This is a genomic window from Amycolatopsis sp. NPDC051061, assembly GCF_040682935.1.
Lineage (GTDB): Bacteria > Actinomycetota > Actinomycetes > Mycobacteriales > Pseudonocardiaceae > Amycolatopsis.
On sequence record NZ_JBFBBZ010000041.1, the window covers coordinates 32,794 to 50,066 of the forward strand.

Annotated in this window: 17 protein-coding genes and 1 pseudogene; 7 read left to right on the plus strand and 11 right to left on the minus strand. The window is 72.7% G+C overall.

Going from position 1 to position 17,273, the window contains the following annotated elements; all coding sequences use genetic code 11:
• Positions 1–128 precede the first annotated feature (128 nt).
• The 5 genes from AB0N03_RS39175 to AB0N03_RS39195 are packed head-to-tail and all read left to right on the plus strand — an operon-like array spanning position 129 to position 5,994.
• Positions 129–1,601 (plus strand): carotenoid oxygenase family protein, encoded by a 1,473-nt coding sequence (locus AB0N03_RS39175; RefSeq protein ID WP_364383246.1) that lies wholly within the window; start codon positions 129–131, stop codon positions 1,599–1,601.
• The gene (locus tag AB0N03_RS39180) at positions 1,598–3,295 is read left to right on the plus strand and encodes a class I adenylate-forming enzyme family protein (RefSeq protein WP_364383249.1); all 1,698 of its coding nucleotides are present in this window, start codon (positions 1,598–1,600) and stop codon (positions 3,293–3,295) included. The genes AB0N03_RS39175 and AB0N03_RS39180 overlap by 4 nt, the downstream gene beginning before the upstream one ends.
• A gap of 4 nt (positions 3,296–3,299) precedes the next feature.
• On the plus strand, positions 3,300–4,493 hold the full coding sequence (locus AB0N03_RS39185) for an acetyl-CoA acetyltransferase (RefSeq protein ID WP_364383251.1): 1,194 nt from the start codon (positions 3,300–3,302) through the stop codon (positions 4,491–4,493).
• Positions 4,490–5,473: an LLM class F420-dependent oxidoreductase gene (locus AB0N03_RS39190; RefSeq protein WP_364383254.1), complete on the plus strand. Its 984-nt coding sequence runs from the start codon at positions 4,490–4,492 to the stop codon at positions 5,471–5,473. The genes AB0N03_RS39185 and AB0N03_RS39190 overlap by 4 nt, the downstream gene beginning before the upstream one ends.
• Positions 5,474–5,475: 2 nt before the next feature.
• Complete coding sequence (locus AB0N03_RS39195) at positions 5,476–5,994, plus strand: pyridoxamine 5'-phosphate oxidase family protein (protein WP_364383257.1); 519 nt, start codon at positions 5,476–5,478, stop codon at positions 5,992–5,994.
• Here AB0N03_RS39195 and AB0N03_RS39200 read toward each other — a convergent pair.
• The gene (locus AB0N03_RS39200) at positions 5,984–6,826 is read right to left on the minus strand and encodes an SGNH/GDSL hydrolase family protein (RefSeq protein WP_364383373.1); all 843 of its coding nucleotides are present in this window, start codon (positions 6,824–6,826) and stop codon (positions 5,984–5,986) included. The two genes, AB0N03_RS39195 and AB0N03_RS39200, sit on opposite strands and share 11 nt — an antisense overlap.
• Before the next feature lie 111 nt (positions 6,827–6,937).
• Here AB0N03_RS39200 and AB0N03_RS39205 point away from each other — a divergent pair, with 111 nt between their 5' ends.
• Positions 6,938–8,176, plus strand: a complete 1,239-nt coding sequence (locus tag AB0N03_RS39205; protein WP_364383259.1) for a helix-turn-helix domain-containing protein — start codon at positions 6,938–6,940, stop codon at positions 8,174–8,176.
• Between the two features lie 80 nt (positions 8,177–8,256).
• Here AB0N03_RS39205 and AB0N03_RS39210 read toward each other — a convergent pair whose 3' ends face one another.
• Together AB0N03_RS39210 and AB0N03_RS39215 are read right to left on the minus strand one after the other, a co-directional pair.
• Positions 8,257–8,784 carry a hypothetical protein gene (locus AB0N03_RS39210; RefSeq protein WP_364383262.1) on the minus strand — a complete coding sequence of 176 codons (528 nt, stop codon included), beginning with the start codon at positions 8,782–8,784 and terminating at the stop codon, positions 8,257–8,259.
• A 34-nt stretch (positions 8,785–8,818) separates the two neighbouring features.
• Positions 8,819–9,685, minus strand: coding sequence for an alpha/beta hydrolase (locus AB0N03_RS39215; protein ID WP_364383265.1), 867 nt, complete (start codon positions 9,683–9,685; stop codon positions 8,819–8,821).
• A 67-nt stretch (positions 9,686–9,752) separates the two neighbouring features.
• Between AB0N03_RS39215 and AB0N03_RS39220 the strand changes: the two genes are divergently transcribed.
• The gene (locus AB0N03_RS39220; RefSeq protein ID WP_364383267.1) at positions 9,753–10,496 is read left to right on the plus strand and encodes a TetR family transcriptional regulator; all 744 of its coding nucleotides are present in this window, start codon (positions 9,753–9,755) and stop codon (positions 10,494–10,496) included.
• A gap of 97 nt (positions 10,497–10,593) precedes the next feature.
• On the opposite strand, the gene AB0N03_RS39225 is transcribed toward AB0N03_RS39220, so the two are convergent.
• The 8 genes and pseudogenes from AB0N03_RS39225 to AB0N03_RS39260 all read right to left on the minus strand — a co-directional run bounded on the left by AB0N03_RS39225 (position 10,594) and on the right by AB0N03_RS39260 (position 17,240).
• On the minus strand, positions 10,594–11,238 hold the full coding sequence (locus AB0N03_RS39225) for a TetR/AcrR family transcriptional regulator (protein WP_364383270.1): 645 nt from the start codon (positions 11,236–11,238) through the stop codon (positions 10,594–10,596).
• Between the two features lie 69 nt (positions 11,239–11,307).
• Positions 11,308–11,916, minus strand: a complete 609-nt coding sequence (locus tag AB0N03_RS39230) for an FAD-dependent oxidoreductase (protein ID WP_364383376.1) — start codon at positions 11,914–11,916, stop codon at positions 11,308–11,310.
• Positions 11,825–12,372, minus strand: a pseudogene (locus tag AB0N03_RS39235) (amino acid permease); the annotation flags it as partial. The pseudogene AB0N03_RS39235 and the gene AB0N03_RS39230, both read right to left, overlap by 92 nt.
• Positions 12,373–12,560: 188 nt before the next feature.
• Positions 12,561–13,859: a HAMP domain-containing sensor histidine kinase gene (locus tag AB0N03_RS39240; RefSeq protein ID WP_364383273.1), complete on the minus strand. Its 1,299-nt coding sequence runs from the start codon at positions 13,857–13,859 to the stop codon at positions 12,561–12,563.
• Between the two features lie 2 nt (positions 13,860–13,861).
• Entirely contained in the window at positions 13,862–14,572 is a 711-nt protein-coding gene (locus AB0N03_RS39245; protein ID WP_364383276.1) for a response regulator transcription factor, read from the minus strand.
• A 16-nt stretch (positions 14,573–14,588) separates the two neighbouring features.
• Positions 14,589–15,248, minus strand: coding sequence for an IclR family transcriptional regulator (locus AB0N03_RS39250; protein ID WP_364383279.1), 660 nt, complete (start codon positions 15,246–15,248; stop codon positions 14,589–14,591).
• Between the two features lie 46 nt (positions 15,249–15,294).
• The gene (locus AB0N03_RS39255) at positions 15,295–16,107 is read right to left on the minus strand and encodes a sugar phosphate isomerase/epimerase family protein (protein WP_364383282.1); all 813 of its coding nucleotides are present in this window, start codon (positions 16,105–16,107) and stop codon (positions 15,295–15,297) included.
• Positions 16,107–17,240, minus strand: a complete 1,134-nt coding sequence (locus AB0N03_RS39260; RefSeq protein ID WP_364383285.1) for a DUF993 family protein — start codon at positions 17,238–17,240, stop codon at positions 16,107–16,109. Before AB0N03_RS39260 ends, AB0N03_RS39255 begins: the two co-directional genes overlap by 1 nt.
• Between the last annotated feature and the right edge of the window lie 33 nt (positions 17,241–17,273).

Below are 17,273 nucleotides of genomic sequence, written 5' to 3' on the forward strand. Positions count from 1 at the left end.
CCTAGTAACTCGCGGCCTCAGCGTACACCTGGCTACACCAAAAGAAGCCTATTGACACCTGACTACACAAATCATAGTCTCATCCCCATCAGCCAGCGCGGTGAGCCCGACAGTCAGGGAGCAGCCCGATGACCAGCACCTCCGAACAGCCGCTGATGGTGGCCCGGACGGCGGACACCGGCGAGGCCAACCCCTACCTGCTCGGCGTCTACGCCCCGGTCAGCACCGAGATCGACGCGGAAGACCTGCAGGTCATCGGCGAGATCCCGAAGGACCTCAACGGCGTCTACCTGCGCAACGGCCCCAACCCGCGGTTCGCCCCGGAAGGCCGCTACCACTGGTTCGACGGCGACGGCATGATCCACGCCGTCCACCTGGAGAACGGCAAGGCGCGCTACCGCAACCGCTGGGTCCGCACGAAGGCCTTCGAGGCCGAGTCCGAAGCCGGGAAGGGCCTCTGGACCGGCGTCATGGAGAACCCGAAGGGCAACCCCTTCGGCAACAGCCACGGCCTGGGGCTCAAGGACAACGCCAACACCGACGTCGTCTTCCACCGCGGCCGGATCCTCGCGACCTGGTACCTGTGCGGCTCGCCGTACGGCATCGACCCGCTCTCGCTGGAGACCCTCGGCGCCGAAGACTTCCTCGGCACGCTGGTCGGGGACATGATGGCCCACCCCAAGGTCGACGAGGCCACCGGCGAGCTGTTCTGGTTCGACTACGGCCCGCGCCCGCCGTACCTGCGCTACGGCGTCATCGGCGCGGACGGCCAGGTCGTCACTACCACCGAGATCGAGCTGCCGGGCCCGCGCCTGCCGCACGACATGGCCATCACCGAGCACCACGCGGTGCTGATGGACCTGCCGCTGGTGCAGGACCTCACGGCCGCGGAACAGGGCCGCCACAAGCTGCACTTCGACCGCTCGATGCCGAGCCGCTTCGGCGTCATGCCACGCTACGGAGACGGTAGCCAGATCAAGTGGTTCGAAGCGAGCCCGTGCTACATCTACCACGTCGTCAACGCCTGGGAGTCCGGCGATGAGGTCGTCCTCGACGTCTGCCGCGTGCGCAAGCCCCAGCCTCGGGCCGACGCGCACACGCCGCTCGCGAAGATGCTCTCCTACCTGCGGCTCGACGCCCAGCTGCACCGCTACCGCTTCAACCTGCGGACCGGCGTGTGCCGCGAGGCCCCGCTCGACGACGACAACACCGAGTTCCCGACCGTCGACTCCCGTGGGGTCGGCCGGGCGAACCGGTACTCCTACGCGGTGCACATCTCGCCCGAGTCGACGCTGAAGTTCGACGGGCTCGTGCGCTACGACAATCTTGCCGGCGCCAAGACCGAATACCGGTTCGGTCCCGGCCGGTGGGGCAGTGAGGCCCCGTTCGCACCCCGCGACGGAGCAGCCGCCGATTCGGCGGACGGTTATCTGGTGACGTTCGTGCAGGACGAGCGTGAGGGACGCTCGGAACTGGACATCTTCGACGCCGCCGATCTCGCTGCCGGACCCGTGGCCAGGGTCCTGCTTCCCCAGCGGGTTCCGCTCGGTTTTCACGCGACCTGGGTCCGAGCGGACCAGCTGGACACCCTCCGCGCATGAGATGCCATCGAGAGGGTCGCGCCCGGGATCTCCGGGCGCGGGGATGGTGGAGTGCGGAGACGATCGACCGGCTCGTGAAGGAGCGGGTCAGTGCCGACCCGGAGGGTCTCGCGCTGGTCGATCCACCGAACACCACCGCACTGGTCGGACGCGACCCGGTGCGGTGGACCTGGAACCGGCTCGACGAACGTGTCGACGTCCTGGCCGCGTTCCTGCTCGCCAGAGGGGTGCGAGCAGGTGACGTCGTGGCCGTGCAGCTGCCGAACTGCTCGGCTCTGGTGCAGGCGTTCCTCGCGATCGTCCGGCTCGGTGCCGTGGTCACCCCGTTCCCGGTGTCCTACCGGGAGCACGAGATGGGTCCGATGTGCCGGCGCACCGGGGCTGTCGCGGTGGTGACCGCATCCAGGTACGGCGAGCACCCGCTCGCCGGGGCGGCCCTTGGGCTAGTAGGCGCTTCGGCGCCGTCGGTCCGGTTCGTCGTCGCCCGGGGGGACGACGAACCGGCCGGCGCCCTGGCCTGGCCCGAAGATGCACTGTCCGAAGTGGAGCAATCCACTCTGGACTCTTATTTGTCCATACTCGACCCCGAGATCGACGACTGCGTGACGATCTGCTGGACGTCCGGCACCGAAGCCGAGCCCAAAGCGGTCCCGCGCTGCCACGGCGACTGGCTCGCGACGGCCGCGGGCTGCGCGCAGGCGGCCGGCCTGACCTCCGGCGACGTCCTGCTGTCGCCGTTCCCCATGACGAACATGGCCGGCATCGGCGGGATGTTCCTGCCGTGGCTGCTGACCGGCGCGGTGTTCGTCCCGCACCACCCGTTCGACCTGCCGGTGTTCCTGGGGCAGCTGGCGGCCGAACGCGTGACGTACACGCTCGCGCCGCCCGCGTTGCTGACCACGTTGCTGCACAACGAAAAGATCCTGTCCGGAGTGGACATCCCGGCCCTGCGGAAGATCGGGTCCGGCTCGGCGCCGCTCTCGCCGTGGCTCGTGCGCACCTGGGCCGAGCGGTACGGGATCGACATCATCAACTTCTTCGGCTCCAACGAAGGCACCGCGCTGCTGTCCGGCCCGATCGACATCCCGGACCCGGAGCAGCGGGCGAGCTACTTCCCGAACTACGCCTCGGATGTCACGTGGTCGACGCCCGTCGCGGGCTGGACGTCGGTGCGGTTGCACGACCCGGTCACCGGCGAGCGCGTGACCGAGCCCGGGCGCCCCGGCGAGCTGCGCATCGCCGGGCCGACGGTCTTCGCGGGCTACTTGACGTCGACCGGCGAACCGCTGGACACGTCGTCGTTCGACGAGGACGGGCACTTCCGCACCGGCGACGTCTTCGAGATCGCCGGCGCGCGCGGCGAGTTCCTGCGCCACGTCGACCGGCTGAAGGACCTGGTCATCCGCGGCGGGATGAACGTCTCGCCGGCCGAGGTCGAGGGCCTGCTGGCCGGGCACCCGGACGTCGCCGACGTCGGCGTGATCGGCGTCCTCGACGACGTCATGGGGGAGCGGGTGTGCGCGGTCGTCGTGCCGGGCGATCGGAAGCCGTCGCTCGACGAGCTGGTCGCCTACCTGCGTGAGAAGAAGGTGGCCGCGTTCAAGCTGCCGGAACGCCTCGAGTACGCCGATGCCCTGCCCCGCAACCCGGTGGGGAAGATCCTGAAGCGGCAGCTGCGGGAAAGTCTGGAGTGAGGCCATGACCGTGTTCGTCCTGGGCGGGGCGCAGACCGACTTCGCGCGCAACTACACGAAGGAGGGGCGCGGGATCCTCGAGCTGTTCGCCGAGGTCGTGCCCGCGGCCCTCGCGGACGCCGGGGTCGGCGCGTCGGATGTCGGCGTCGCGCACGTCGGCAACCTCGCGGCGGAGCTGTTCACCGGCCAGGCCCAGCTCGGCGGCCTGCTCGTGGCCGCGGTGCCCGAGCTCGACGGCGTGCCCAGCACCCGGCACGAAGCCGCGTGCGCGTCCGGCAGCACCGCCGTCCTCGCCGCGTGCGCCGACATCGAGGCGGGCCGCTACGACGTGGCGCTGGTCGTCGGAGTCGAGCTGATGCGCAACGTCGACGGGCAGCGGGCCGCCGAGCACCTCGGGTCGGCCGCGTGGGCCGGGCACGAAGCCGTCGCCGCGAAGTTCCCGTGGCCCGCGCTCTTCGCCGACGTCGCATCCGCGTACGACTCGCGATACGGGCTCGAGCCCGATCACCTCGGGCAGTTCGCCTCACACGCTTTCGATCGCGCGGCAAGGAATCCGCTCGCCCAAGCGCGCGACTGGCGCTTCCCTTCCGGTGCTTTCGGAGCCGACGACGACCTCAACCCGGTGATCGAGGGCAGTCTCCGCAAGCAGGACTGCGGCCGGATCACCGACGGCGCCGCGGCGGTCCTGCTGGCCTCGCCCGCGTTCGCCGAGCGGCTCGGCGGCGGCTTCCCGCGCATCGCCGGCTTCGGGCACCGCACCTCCCACATCGGCCTCGCCGAGAAGATCGCGTCCGGCGGCGAGTACCTGTTCCCGCACCTGCGCGGCGCGGTCGTCGACGCCTACGAGCGCGCGGGCGTGCCCGGGCCGGACGCCCTCGACGTCGTCGAGCTGCACGACTGCTTCACGATCACCGGGCTGGTCGCGCTGGAGCACCTCGGCGCCGCCCCGCCCGGCGACGGCGGCAAGTTCATCGCCGACGGCGGGCTCGACGCGGCCGGGATCAACCCGGGCGGTGGCCTGATCGGCCTCGGCCACCCGGTGGGCGCGACCGGCGTCCGGATGCTGCACGACGTCGCCCGGCAGGTGGCCGGTGACGCGGGCGAGACGCAGGTGGAGGGCGCGCGGACGGCGTTGACGCTCAACGTCGGCGGCTCTTTTACTACAGTGGTGACCATGATCGTTCAGGCTTCGGCATGAAGCTTTCGGTGTCGCTGGGGCTCTGGCAGGACCGGCCGCCGGAGGAGGCACTGGAAACCGCGCGGGCCGCCGAGGCCGCCGGGTACGCGGAGCTGTGGATCGGCGAGATGGCGACCTGGGACGCGTTCGCCTTGGGCACCGCGATCGGTGCGGCGACCTCGTCTCTTTCGCTGACTTTCGGGCCGCTGGCGGTGACGGTGCGGGACCCGGCGACGATCGCGATGGGCGTCGCGTCGGTCGCGGCGCTGACCGGCCGGTCGACCGGGGTCGCCCTGGGCACGTCCAGCGACGTCGTGGTGCGGGGCTGGCACGGCCGGTCCCGCTCGCGCGCGGCCACCGCACTCGAAGAGTCCGCGATCGCCGTGCGGCAGCTGGTTTCCGGCGGAAAGTCCACTGTGGACGGCTCGGTGGTGGGTTCCTCGGGCTACCGGTTGCGGTTGGCCGCGCCGAAATCACCGTTGACGATCGCCGCGTTCGGGCCGCGCGCTCTCGACGTCGCCGCGCGGCACGCCGACCGGATGGTGGTCAACCTGGTCAGCCCGGCCGCGGCGGCTTCTCTGGTGCGGGGGCTGCGCGAAGCGGCTTCGCGGGCGGAGGTGACGCCGCCGCCAGTCGCCGCCTGGGTGGTCGGCGCGGTGGATCCGGGCCCCGCGGAGATCGAGCAGCTGCGCCGCGGGGTCGTCGGGTACCTGGCGGCGCCCGGGTACGGCGAAATGTTCCGCGAGGCCGGGTTCGGTGACCTGGTGGACTTCGCGCGTACCCGTCCGCACCCGCGTGAGCTGCTGGCCGCGGTCCCGGTCGAGGCGATCGCGACGGTGGGTCTGCTGGGCTCGCGCGAGGACGTCGCCGCGAAGGCGCGGGAGTACGCGGAGGCCGGGATCGACGAGCTGGCGGTAGTGCCCGCGACTTCCGACGACGATCCCGGCGGCGCGAACACCCTCGCCGCGTGTCGATCCGCCGTCGTCCCGTTCGACGCGTAGGCATGACCGAACCCACGAAGACCAAGAACCTCGACCAGAACGGGTCCGCGGCGCTGCCGTGGAGCCGGGCGCGCGACCTTCTCGCGACCCAGACCCCGAAGGAGGACCTGACCTTCTTCGTCGGGACTGTCCGCCCCGACGGCCGGCCGCACGCCGCCGGCGTCGGCGCGATCTGGGTCGACGATGCCCTCTACTTCGTCAGCGGGCCCGGCACCCGCCGGGCCCGCAACCTGGCGGCGAACCCGGCGTGCACCGTCTCGGTGCGCCTGAACGGCCTCGACCTCACCCTGGAGGGCGAAGCCGAGCACGTCGCCGATCCCGCCACCCTCGAACGGGTCGCCGCTGTCTACCGCGAGGGCGGCTGGCCCGCGACGGTGGAAAGCGGCGGGTTCACCGCGTCGTTCATGGCGCCGAGCGCCGGACCCGCGCCGTGGTTCCTCTACCGGCTCGTGCCCACCCGGGCGATCGGCGTCGCCGGCGCCGAACCCTACGGCGCGTCTCGCTGGGACTTCACCCGCTGACGGCCGCGGCCACCAGCGCGCCGATGTGCCGCATGCCGGTCGCGTTGGGGTGCAGCGGTGCCGCGACCGACGTCGGGAGCACGCTCTCGAACCACTTGACGCCGGGCAGCTTGCAGACGTCGTGCCCGATCGACGCCGTCCGGACGTCGACGTACCGCGCGTCGTGCGCGGCGGCCTGCCGGGCGAGCGCGGCGTTCGTCTTGTCGACGCTGCCTTGGATGTAGTTCGCGTCGCGCGGGGTCAGCGGCGCGACCGGCCAGCACCCGTTGTGCGGCAGGTAGGTGCCGTAGCCGGCGACGAAGACGTCCGCGTCCGGTGCCTTCGCGTGGATGGCGTCCAGCAGCGCGCCCCACGTCGGTTCGAACGCGGCGATCTTCTCGGCCAGCTGGTCGTGGCCGCCGGCGGTGTACCTGTCCACGCAGTCCGGGTTGATGCCGGGCAGCAGGGTGATGCAGCTGGTCGCGGCGCCGACCAGGCCGACGTCGTTGCCGCCGATGGTCAGCGTGACGGTCTTCGTGCTCGCACCGAGCGCGTCCAGCTGCGGCGGGACCGCGCCGGTCTCCGTCGACTGCGGCGCGTACATGTCCGCGGTCGTCGCGCCGGAGCAGGTGACGTCCTTCAGCGGGACGCCGAGCTGCTTCGCGGCGACGTGCGGGTAGTCCGCGAGCGACCGGAGGCAGCCCGGGGAGGAGAGGTCCGGGGGCAGGATCAGCGGGCCGGCCGCGGCCGAGTCGCCCAGTGCCACGTACTCCCCGCTCGCCGCGGCCGCGGTGCCGGCAGTCGTGACCGCCAGCGCGGTGACCAAGATCGTGATGAACGCCGTTGTCCTCACTCGCACGCCGTCCTCCTTGACGTTGTGCCGATGGTTGGCTTCCGTGACACCATCGGCACCGAGCGTGGCGGGATTGACTGGGAATCCGGGCAGAGAACGGGGGCGTCGGTTGTGACGGAACACAAACCGGGCGGGGATCTGGCCCTCGGCGGGCAGCGCGTCCACGAGCGGCTCACCCAGGAGGAGCCGGAGCTGATCGCGCGGGTGCTGACGCGCATCCAGGCCGACGTCGCGGACTACCGGCGGCTGCCGGTGGAGGAGCTCGCCGGCGACATCGCGCGGATCACCCAGCAGGCCGTGCGCGCGTTCGCCCGGAGCCTGCGCGAAGACCGGCAGCTCAACGACGCCGAGCTGCGGCAGATCGGCGCGTCCGCGGTGCGCCGGGCCGAGGAGGGCTTTCCGCTGGAGGCCGTGCTGACCGCGTACCACGTCGGCGCGCGCGAGATCTTCGCCGTGGGCTCGGCCGACGCCGGCAGCGCGGACGTCGCCGACCTCCTCGACGTCGCGGACCGGGTGCTCGCGTTCGTCGGCACCGTCACGGGCGCGGTCACGCGGGGCTACCTGGAGGAGCTGCGCACGAAGGTCGGGCAGGAGCACACCGCGCGTCGCTCATTGCTGTCGGTGCTGGCGGACGGCGGTCCGGTCGACGTCGTCGCCCGCAGCGCCGGGATCACGTTGCCGGCGCGGTACCTGGTGCTGAGCGTCGAGCTGGGGCCGCACGCCGACGAGGCGTCCCCGGGCGTCGACGCCGACATCGCGATCCGCCGGAAGCTGCGGCGGTTCCTGGCCGCGTTCGAACGCTCCTGCGGCGACGGCGTTCTGGCGTCGCTGGACGGCCCGGGCGGCCTGGTGCTGTTGCCGCTGGCCGGGCGGCTGTCGGCGGTGTCGGAGTGGGGGTCTCTGCTGGACGCGGCCGGGCGCGCGGCGGGCGTGGACGTCTTGGCGGCGGCCGACACCGCGACGCCGCCGGAGGTCCGGCTCGTGGCCGGGCGGACCGGTGAGGTGCTGGACGTGCTGCGCTGGTTCGGCCGCCCGCCGGGGCTCTACCGCCTCGACGACGTCCTGGTGGAGTACCAGCTGACCCGTCCGGGCGAGGCCCGCGACCGGCTCGCGGCGGGGCTCGCCCCGCTCGACGCGCACCCGGAGCTGGTCGAGACGCTGTCGACGTACCTGGAGCTGGACACGAACCGCCGCCGCACGGCGGCGCGCCTGCACGTCCACCCCAACACGGTCGACTACCGCCTGCGCCGCGTCCGCGACCTGACGGACATCGACCCGCTCCACCCGGCCGGCCTCCCGCGCATCATCGCGGCCTTGGCGGCCCGCCGAGCCTCGCTCCCACGGACCTGACGTGTCGTCCCCCCCAATCACGCGAGATGCCCCTCCAATCACACGAATGACGCGCCCAATCACGCGAATTACGTCCCTGATCACGTGAGTCCCGGGTACCGGAACGGCGAACTCGCGTACTCAGACGGTCGGCTCGCGTGCCTGGAGGGTCGGTTCGGCGGATCTCGCGTGATCGAGCCCGGAACTCGCGTGATTGAAGGCGGAACTCGCGTGATTGGAGGGTCGACACGGCCGGCGGGCCTCCCGATCCCGCCGGCCGGGAGCCGGGCGAGGAGGCCAACAGCGAGAGCGGCGAAGAGGACCAGGGCGGCCAGAGCGGCGGGCGGGGAGAAGGTGAGTTCTCCCGCCCGGCCGAGGACGAAACCCGAGTCCAGCGCCCACGCCACCGCCGCGACCCCGATCGCCGCGGCGACCGAACTCCAGAAGGCGGTCAGCAGCACCACCGCACCCAGCGTGACCAGCGCGTACCACGGCTGCCCCGTCGCCCCGCACAGCTCCGCCACGAGCACCGCGACCACCGCCGCCCCACAGCCGAACGGGAACCCGAAGCCACCACTCATGCCGTCCAGGAGACCCCGCACGAGCCCCGGGACCGTGAGCCAGGACACCTTCCCTACGCCCGGACCCCGGGATCTTGACGCGTCATTGACCCGCCACGCGCTCGATCGCCTCCGCCAGCGTCGGCCACACCGCGCGCGGCAGGTTGTGGCCCATGCCCGGGATCACCAGCAGCTCCGCGTCCGGGATCGCTTCCGCCGTCGCCTTGCCGCCGCTGACGTCGATCAGCGGGTCGGCGTCGCCGTGGACGACCAGGGCCGGCAGCCGCACCGAGCGCAGGCCCGGCGTCCGATCGCCGGACGCCAGCACCGCCGCCGCGTGGCGCAGCGTGCCCACCGGGTGGCGGGCGCGGTCGTAGTGCAGCGTCGCCTTGGCCAGCAGGAACGCCTCGTCGTCCGGGTAGCCGGGGGAGCCGAGCCGGCGGTAGCCGTCGACGCTGTCGGAGAGGGCCTGCTCGCGGGTCGTCGCCGGCGGCCGCGTCAGCAGCGCCAGCGCCCACGGCTCGGCCCGCCCGACCGCCGGGTCCCCGGTGGTCGACATGATCGAGGTGACCGACAGCAGCCGGTCCGGGTGGTCGATGGCCAGCTGCTGCACGATCATCCCGCCCATCGACGCGCCGACGACGTGCGCGCGTCCGATGCCGAGCGCGTCGAACAGCCCGACGGCGTCGTCGGCCAGGTCCGAAAGGCGGTACGGCGCCGACGTCAGGTCGCCGCCGGCCAGCGCGGCCAGATCGGGCGCCGGCAGCTCGTCGAGCCAGGTGGAGAGCCCGACGTCCCGGTTGTCGTAGCGCACCACGAAGAACCCGCGCCCGGCGAGCAGCTCGCAGAAACCGTCCTCCCAGGTGATCATCTGGGCGCCGAGGCCCATCACCAGGACCAGCGGCGGACCGTCCGGATCGCCGAAGGTGTCGTACTCGAGCTCGAGACCGTTGGCCTGTGCGCGTGCCATGCCCCGATCCTGCCGTACCCGTGCGGCGCTGGCACCGGTCCCACCCGTGCGGTTACCGTTACGCCCCATGCCGACCTCATCCTCGGGTACCGGACAACGCCCTCGGTCACGGGCCGCGGCGGGACTGCCGGCGCTCACGGCCGACCGGATCATCAGCGCGGCGACGACGCTGACCGGCGAACGCGGCCTCGACAACTGGACGCTGCGGGAGCTCGCCCGCGCGGTCGAGGCCTACCCGGCGGTGATCTACCACCACGTCGGCGACCGGGACGCGGTGGTGAACGCCGTCGTCGACCGGGTCGTCGGCCTGCTGGAGCTGCCCGACCCGTTCCTGCCGTGGCAGGACTGGTTCACCGAACTGCTGGCGAGCCTGCGCGCGGTGCTGCGGGCCTACCCGGGCTGCGCGCGGCGGCTCGCGCTGTTCGGCCCGTCCGTCCAAGCGGCCACGCGCAGCATCGACGCCGGCGTCGGTGTGCTGCTGAAGGCCGGCTTCGGTCACGAAAGCGTGCTGGCCTACAACCTGCTGGTGATGACCGCGTGCCAGTTCGTCGCGATGGAGGACGACCGCGACGGCGCGCTCGCCCTGCGGATCGACAACACCGAGGAGTACGCGAAGTACCGCGAGCGGGCCGACCTGCCGGGGATGGCCGAGCTCGGTTCGGCGATGCACGACCTGATGGGCGATCCCGACCTCGCCGCGGGCTACTACGCGCAGCTCTACGAATACGCTGTCCGCCGGTGCCTGGACGGGCTCGCTCACCGGCTGGAAGAACTTCGCGAATCGGGCGGCGAAGGGTTGACAGCGACTTGACAGCGCTCCGGCGTACCGTGAGCGTGCGTCGGCGGTTCGTCCGCTGACCCGGAGCCCCTGGCGCCCTCCTCCCCCTCGTGGCGCCGGGGGCTTCGGTCTATTCGCGACCGTCCGGGTGCGGCGGTTCCCCCTGGATCGCCGGGAAGATCTCGCCGACCAGCGTGACGAGCGACTTGGACAGCAGCAGGTGCACCTGGGCGCGGGTCAGGGACCCGCGCACGAGCCATTCCCGGCCGGCGGACTTCACCATCCCGCCGAACGCCCGCACGAGCGCGTTGAGTTCGGGGCCGTGTTCGCTTTCGCTGGACAGCCCGACGGCTTCGAGCACGCGGTCGGCCGATTCGCGGTCGGCTTCTTCGAGGATGCGCTCCACCTCGAGGTCGCGCCCGATGCCCTCCGGCGCGATCGCGGCCAGCCACATCCGCTCCTGGCTGGTGACCATGTCGAGGAACCACTCGATGGCGACGTCGGCCCGCAGGTCGAGCGGCCCGTCCGGCAGGATTTCCACGGCCAGGCGCGGCACGGTCAGCGCGCGGCGGATGATTTCCAGGTACAGCTCGCGTTTCGTGCCGAAGTAGTGGTTGATCAACCCCCGCGCGACGCCGGCCGCGGCGGCGATGTCCGAAGTGGACACTTCGGAGTAGGGGCGTTCACCGAACAGCCGCGCCGCGCAAGCGAAGATCTGTTCCTTCCGCTCGTCCGGTTCCAGTCTTCGCCATCTCGGCGCCGGCTCGGTGTTCATGGTCCCATCGTCGCATGACCGGTTGCACCGGGCAGCTCAGTCTCCCGGGGTGGCACGATCGGGGCACGCTCAGTCCGGCAGCGTGATCGGCGCGAGGTCGTCGAAACTGTCGCCGGGCCCCGGGTTCGCGGGGTGTGTCTCGCCGCCGAAGTGGTGCAGCACGCCCCAAACCGCGTTGAGTGCCGTCTGGACCGCGCCCTCGGCCCAGCCCGCCGTCCACGAGACGTCGTCACCCGCCAGGAACAACCCGCGGTGACGCTCCGGCAGCGAGTCCTGCACGAAGTGCGTGAACAGCCGGTGCTGGTAGCGGTAGTGCCCGGGCAGGTTCGCCTTGAACGCGCCCATGAAGTGCGGTTCCGCCTCCCACGACACCGTCACCGGGTCGCCGATGATGTGCCGGCGGACGTCGACACCCGGGTAGATTTCGCGCAAGGAGCCGAGCATCACCTCGACGCGCTCGGTCACCGAAAGCGGCAGCCACTTCAGCGAGTCGTCGGGCCCACGTGTAGGACAGGCAGATGACGGCCGGCTTCGCGGGGTCGTCGCCGAGCAGGTAGGCTCGGGCCGGCGCCGCCGCAGCAGCAGGAGCGAGCTTGCCGAGCGGGATGAACGCGGCCAGCACGGCGACGAAGCCCGAGACCACCAGCGTGTTGATCCGCGGCGAACCCGACTTTGGATCCACTTTGGACAGCGAGGGTGGCACCAGGCCGTCGCGCGACATCGCGAACAGGATGCGCGTCTGTCCGTAGAGGACGGTCAGCACGACGCTGGAGATCGCCACGATCGCGCCGACGGCGAGCAGGCCGGCCCGATCTTCACCGCGACCATGACGGCGTTGGCCCGCGCGCTCTCCTTCGCGCCGGACAGCAGCAGGAGCATCGCGAGGACCACGACGACGATCGCGGGGACGTTGACGATCCCGCCGGAGCCGGGCGGTTGGCTCAGCGCGTCGGGGATCGCGAACCCGAAGGCCAGCCGGAGCAGCTCGTTGAGGTACTGCCCCCACCCGACGGCGACCGAGGCCACCGAGACGCCGTATTCGAGGACCAGGCACCAGCCGCAGACCCAGGCGACCAGTTCGCCGAGGGTGGCGTAGGCGTAGGAGTAGGACGAACCGGACGGCAACGGGACAACATTGCGCGTACAGAAGAATCACAGGTGATTCATTGCCCAAGCCACACGAATCATGGCGAATCGTTCCACGTGCGATAGCGGGCATCGCGCGTGTCCAGCGAGGCATCACGCGTGATCAGAGGGGCATCAGCCGTGATGCCCCTCCAGTCACGCGTGATGCCTGCCCAGTCACGCGTGATGCCCGGTTGTCACGCCGGGGCGGGTGGGTCGGCGGCCGGGAGCAGCAGGGTGAACGTCGGCGGGTCCGGCAGGCTCAGCCGCAACCGGCCGCCTTCGGCCTCGGCGAGGCTGCGGGCCAGCCGCAGGCCGATGCCGTGCCCGGCCGCCGCCGTCGCGAACGGGTCCGTCTCGCCCAGGTCGGGGCCCTCGTCGGCGACGTCGATGGCCAGCGCGTCGCCGGCGTCGCGGGCGACCAGCGTCACCGTGCCGCGCCCGTGCGTCGCCGCGTTGTCCAGCAGCACGCCGAGCACCTGGCGGACCGCCGCGGCCGCCACGCGCGCCGGCGGTGGGTCCTGGCGGGTGATCCGCAGCGTGCGCCCGTGCGGCGAGAGCAATGCCTCGCCGGCCTGCCGGACCTCCTCCAGGAGGGCTTCGAGGTCGAGCTCGGCCCGCGGCGCCCGGCGTTCGCGGCCGAGCGCGAGCAGGTCCTCGATGGTGCGTTCCAGCCGGTCGGCGGACGCGATCCCGGCGCGGATCGCCGCCCGCGGGTCCGCGTCCGGTGTCTCCAGCGCCGCCTCCAGCTGCAGGCGCAGCCCGGTCAGCGGCGTCCGCAGCTGGTGGGACGCCTCCGCGGAGAACGCGCGTTCGCGCTCGAGCGTCGAGCCGATCCGGGCGGCTGTGGTGTCGAGCGCCTCGCCGACCTGGTCGATCTCGGCGATGCCCGCCCGCGGCGACCGGGCGGTGAAGTCGCCGTCGCCGAGCCGTTCGGCCGCGGCGGCGAGCTCCTCCATCGGGCGCACCAGCCGCTTGGTGGACCGCCGGGCCATCAGCCAGCTCACCCCGGTCGTCGCGACCGCGAGCCCGGCCATGCCGAGCCAGGTCAGCACGATCCGCAGCCGCAGCTGGGACAGCGGCATCGCGGCGCGGACGACGCCGGTCACCCGGGGGCCGCTGACCACCGGCACGGCCAGCGCTATTTCTTCGCCTTCCCGGCCGATGACGACGTCCGCCGCGGCCTCGGCCGCCTGCCGCTCGACCGGGCCGCCGACGGCGGGCCCGTGCCCGGCGAGCATCCGCCCGTCCGGGGCGTAGATCCCGACCTCGCCCCCGGCTTCGTCGTCCTCCTCGTCGAGCGGGGGCACGGTCGGCCGCCGTCCGGCGTTCAGGTCTTCCGACACGGCGAGCGCGGTGGCGTCCGCGGCCCGCTCCAGGTCGCCTTTCGCGTCGTCGTGGTAGTACTGCCAGACCGCGATGCCCAGCGGCAGCGCGAACAGCACGGTGGCGACGAGTGCGGCCAGCACCGTCAGCGTGGTGATCCGACGGCGCACGGTCAGCCCTCGGCGATGGTCCGGGCGGGGTCCTCCAGCCGGTACCCGTGGCCGCGCAGGGTGGCGATCCGGGGTACCTCGGCGTCGGGCCCGGCCGCCGTCGAGAGCTTGCGGCGCACCGCCGCGATGTGCACGTCCAGGGTCTTCGTCGAGCCGTACCAGTGGGCGTCCCAGACCTCGGACATCAGCGTCTCGCGGCTCACGGCCACCCCCGGCTGCTCGGCCAGCCGGGCCAGGAGGTCGAACTCCTTGGCCCGCAGCACGACCTCGTGCCCGCCCAGGGTGGCGCGGCGGCCGGCGATGTCGACGGTCAGCCCGCCGATCGTCACCGGGGGCCGGGCCGCGGCCGGCGCGCCGCGGCGCAGGTGCGCGCGCACCCGGGCCAGCAGCTCGCCCAGCCGGATCGGCTTGGTGAGGTAGTCGTCGGCGCCGGCGTCGAGGCCGACGACGACGTCCATCTCCTCCTGCCGGGCGGTGAGGATGACGAGCACCGACGCGGGCAGCGCGGCCCGCAACCGGCGGCAGACCTCGACGCCGTCCAGGTCGGGCAGGCCGAGGTCGAGCAGCACGAGGTCGAAGTCGCCGGCCTCGGCGGCCTGCAGAGCGGTGCGGCCGTCGCGGCGCCAGCACACTTGGTGACCGTGCAGTCGCAGGGTCGATTCGAGCACGCTGCCGATCGCCGCGTCGTCTTCCACCACCAGCAGGTTCGGCATGCCGGGAGCCTACGTTCTAGTCCGGCCGGACACCGAAACCGATGCGCGAAATGCGACGTGAGGCGTCCGTCACTCCCGCGCCGAACTTCGCCACCGCCTCCGCCGTGAAGCGCGTGGTCGGGCCGGTGACGGCCAGCGCGGCCAGCAGCCGCCCGTCGGCGTCGGCCACCGGGGTGGCGACGCTCGACGCGCCCGGCTCCGGCTCGCCGTGGCTGACCGCGGGGCCGTCGGCGCCGGCGAGCACCCGCCCGGCGGCCCCGCACCCGAGCGGCAGCTCGTCCCCGACGCGGCCGACGTGCCGGATGGCCCGCGAGCCCTCCTGCTGGGCCACGCAGACGAGCACTTCGGTGCCGCGCACGTACAGGTTGACCGTTTCGCCGTATTCCCGCGCGAGCTCACGCAGGACCTGGCGGACCGGCTCGGGCAGCTGCCACGCGGTGTTCGCCAGCTGGGCCCAGCGCAGCATCCCCGGCCCGACGGTGACCCGCCCGTCCGGCCGCGTCCACAGCAGCCCGCGCTGCTCACAGGTGGCGATCAGCCGCAGCACCGTCGTCTTGGCGAGGCCGCTCGCGGCGGTGAGGTCCTTGACCGCCCACGTCCGGCGGCGTTCGGTGAAGAAGGCCAGCAGGTCGAAGGCGCGCAGCACGCTCCGGACCGCTCCGTCGTCTTCCGCCATCACCGAGCGACCCCCGTCCGCTTGACGGACCCAGCGTACCGGCGGGTCAGGCCACGTAGCGCTCGAACGCAGCGACGGTCTCGGCGAGCACGTCGGCCCCCGGCCGGGCCCACAACGCGGCGTTGAACACCTCGACCTCGATCGGGCCGGTGTAGCCGGCCGCCTCGACGCGGGCGCGCAGGTGCCGGTGGTCGATCGGGCCGTCGCCCGGCAGCGCGCGGCCGAGCAGCGGGTCGGGCAGCGGCACGAGGACGTCGCACACGTGGAACCCGGCGATCCGCCCGGCGGCCGCGGCGATCGACTCCTCGATCCGGGGGTCCCACCAGACGTGGAACTCGTCGACGATCACCCCGACCTGCTCTGCCGGGTGCTCGGCGGCGATCGCCAGCGCCTGGTCCACAGTGGACAGAACCGACCGGTCCGCGCACTGCATCGGGTGCAGCGGCTCCAGGCCGAGCCGGACCCCGCGCTCGCCGGCGTACGGCGCGAGCTCGCCCACGGCGTCCGCGACCCGCTGGCGCGACGCCGCGAGGTCGTTGCCGGCGATCCCGCCCACGACCAGCACGAGGACGTCGGCCCCCAGCGTGGCGGCTTCGTCGATCGCCTCCCGCGTCTGCGTCACACCGTCCACAGGGGACCCTTCCGGCGTCACGCCGGTGAAGAACCCGCCGCGGCACAACGACGAGACCCGCACTCCGTGCTCCTCGAGCAGGCGGGCGGCTTCGTCGACACCGGTTTCCGCGACCTTGTCCCGCCACAGCCCGATCCAGCCGACGCCGGCCGCGGCGCACCCGGCCACCGCTTCGGGCAGCGACCACGCCTTGGTGGTGATCTGGTTGAGGCTGAACCGCGGGTCCATCACGCCACCCCCGCCACCTGCAGCAGGGGCCGCATCCGGGCGACGGCCAGGTCGGGGTCGGCGAGCACGCCGGCCGCGTCGGCCAGGCGCAGCAGCGTCGCGAGGTGGGTGATCGTGCGCGCCGACTCGCTCCCGGCGAGCATCCGGAAGTGCTCTTGATGGCCGTTCAAGTAGGCGAGGAAGACGACGCCGGTCTTGTAGTGCCGGGTCGGGGCGCGGAAGATCTCGCGCGCGAGCGGCACGGTCGGGTCGAGCAGGGCGTGGAACCCGGCGCGGTCGCCGTCGTCCAGCCGACGCAGCCCCGCCGCGGCGACCGGCGCGATCGGGTCGAAGATGCCGAGCAGGGCTTCGCTGTGGCCCTGCTCGTCGCCGGCGATGAGGTCCGGGTAGTGGAAGTCGTCGCCGGTGTAGCAGGCGACGCCGTCGGGGAGGGCGCGCCGGAATTCGGTCTCGACCTCGGCGTCGAGCACGGAGACCTTCACCCCGGCGATGGTGCTCGCGTGCTCGGCGCACAGGGCGGCCAGCTCGCGGGCCGCGGCGCGGACGTCGTGGTGGCCCCAGTAGCCGGCGAGCGCGGGGTCGAACTGCTCGCCCAGCCAGTGCAGCAGGACCGGGCCGCCCGCCTCGGACAGCAGCTTCCCGTAGGCCGCGTGGTAGTCGCCGGGGCCGTTCGCCGCCGCGGCCAGCGCCCGGCTCGCCATGACGACCGGGACCGCGCCCGCGCCGCCGACCAGGTCCAGCTGCGCGCGCCAGGCGTCCACAATGGACGCCGGGGTGGCCGGCCCGGCGGGGAGCTGGTCGGTGCCGACACCCGCGCACCAGCGGCGTCCCGCGGCGAGCGCGCCGGTGCGCGTGACCAGGGTCTTCGTCGTCGCCCAGTCGAGGCCCATGCCGCGCTGCGCGGTGTCCATGGCCTCGGCGACGCCGAGCCCGTGCGCCCAGAGGTGCTCGCGGAAGGCCAGCGTGGTGTCCCAGTCGACGGCGCCGGGCTCGTCGGCGAGCGCGTCCGCGACGACGTGCACGGCGGCGTAGGCGATCCGCGACGACGGTGGTCCGCCCGGTGGCCCGGGGAGCGGCGGGCCGGACGGTGACCACTGCGCGAGCCCGCCGCCGGGAACCGGGAGCAGGAGCATCGGGAGACCTCCGGGAGTCAGAAAGCGCTTTCT

Excerpts from the sequence above, each read along its gene's own strand:
- AB0N03_RS39175 (WP_364383246.1), top strand. The coding sequence starts at position 129 with ATGACCAGCACCTCCGAACAGCCGCTGATGGTGGCCCGGACGGCGGAC.
- AB0N03_RS39180 (WP_364383249.1), top strand. The coding sequence starts at position 1,598 with ATGAGATGCCATCGAGAGGGTCGCGCCCGGGATCTCCGGGCGCGGGGA.
- AB0N03_RS39185 (WP_364383251.1), top strand. The coding sequence starts at position 3,300 with ATGACCGTGTTCGTCCTGGGCGGGGCGCAGACCGACTTCGCGCGCAAC.
- AB0N03_RS39190 (WP_364383254.1), top strand. The coding sequence starts at position 4,490 with ATGAAGCTTTCGGTGTCGCTGGGGCTCTGGCAGGACCGGCCGCCGGAG.
- AB0N03_RS39195 (WP_364383257.1), top strand. The coding sequence starts at position 5,476 with ATGACCGAACCCACGAAGACCAAGAACCTCGACCAGAACGGGTCCGCG.
- AB0N03_RS39215 (WP_364383265.1), bottom strand. The coding sequence starts at position 9,685 with ATGGCACGCGCACAGGCCAACGGTCTCGAGCTCGAGTACGACACCTTC.
- AB0N03_RS39220 (WP_364383267.1), top strand. The coding sequence starts at position 9,753 with ATGCCGACCTCATCCTCGGGTACCGGACAACGCCCTCGGTCACGGGCC.
- AB0N03_RS39225 (WP_364383270.1), bottom strand. The coding sequence starts at position 11,238 with ATGAACACCGAGCCGGCGCCGAGATGGCGAAGACTGGAACCGGACGAG.
- AB0N03_RS39245 (WP_364383276.1), bottom strand. The coding sequence starts at position 14,572 with ATGCCGAACCTGCTGGTGGTGGAAGACGACGCGGCGATCGGCAGCGTG.
- AB0N03_RS39250 (WP_364383279.1), bottom strand. The coding sequence starts at position 15,248 with ATGGCGGAAGACGACGGAGCGGTCCGGAGCGTGCTGCGCGCCTTCGAC.
- AB0N03_RS39255 (WP_364383282.1), bottom strand. The coding sequence starts at position 16,107 with ATGGACCCGCGGTTCAGCCTCAACCAGATCACCACCAAGGCGTGGTCG.
- AB0N03_RS39260 (WP_364383285.1), bottom strand. The coding sequence starts at position 17,240 with ATGCTCCTGCTCCCGGTTCCCGGCGGCGGGCTCGCGCAGTGGTCACCG.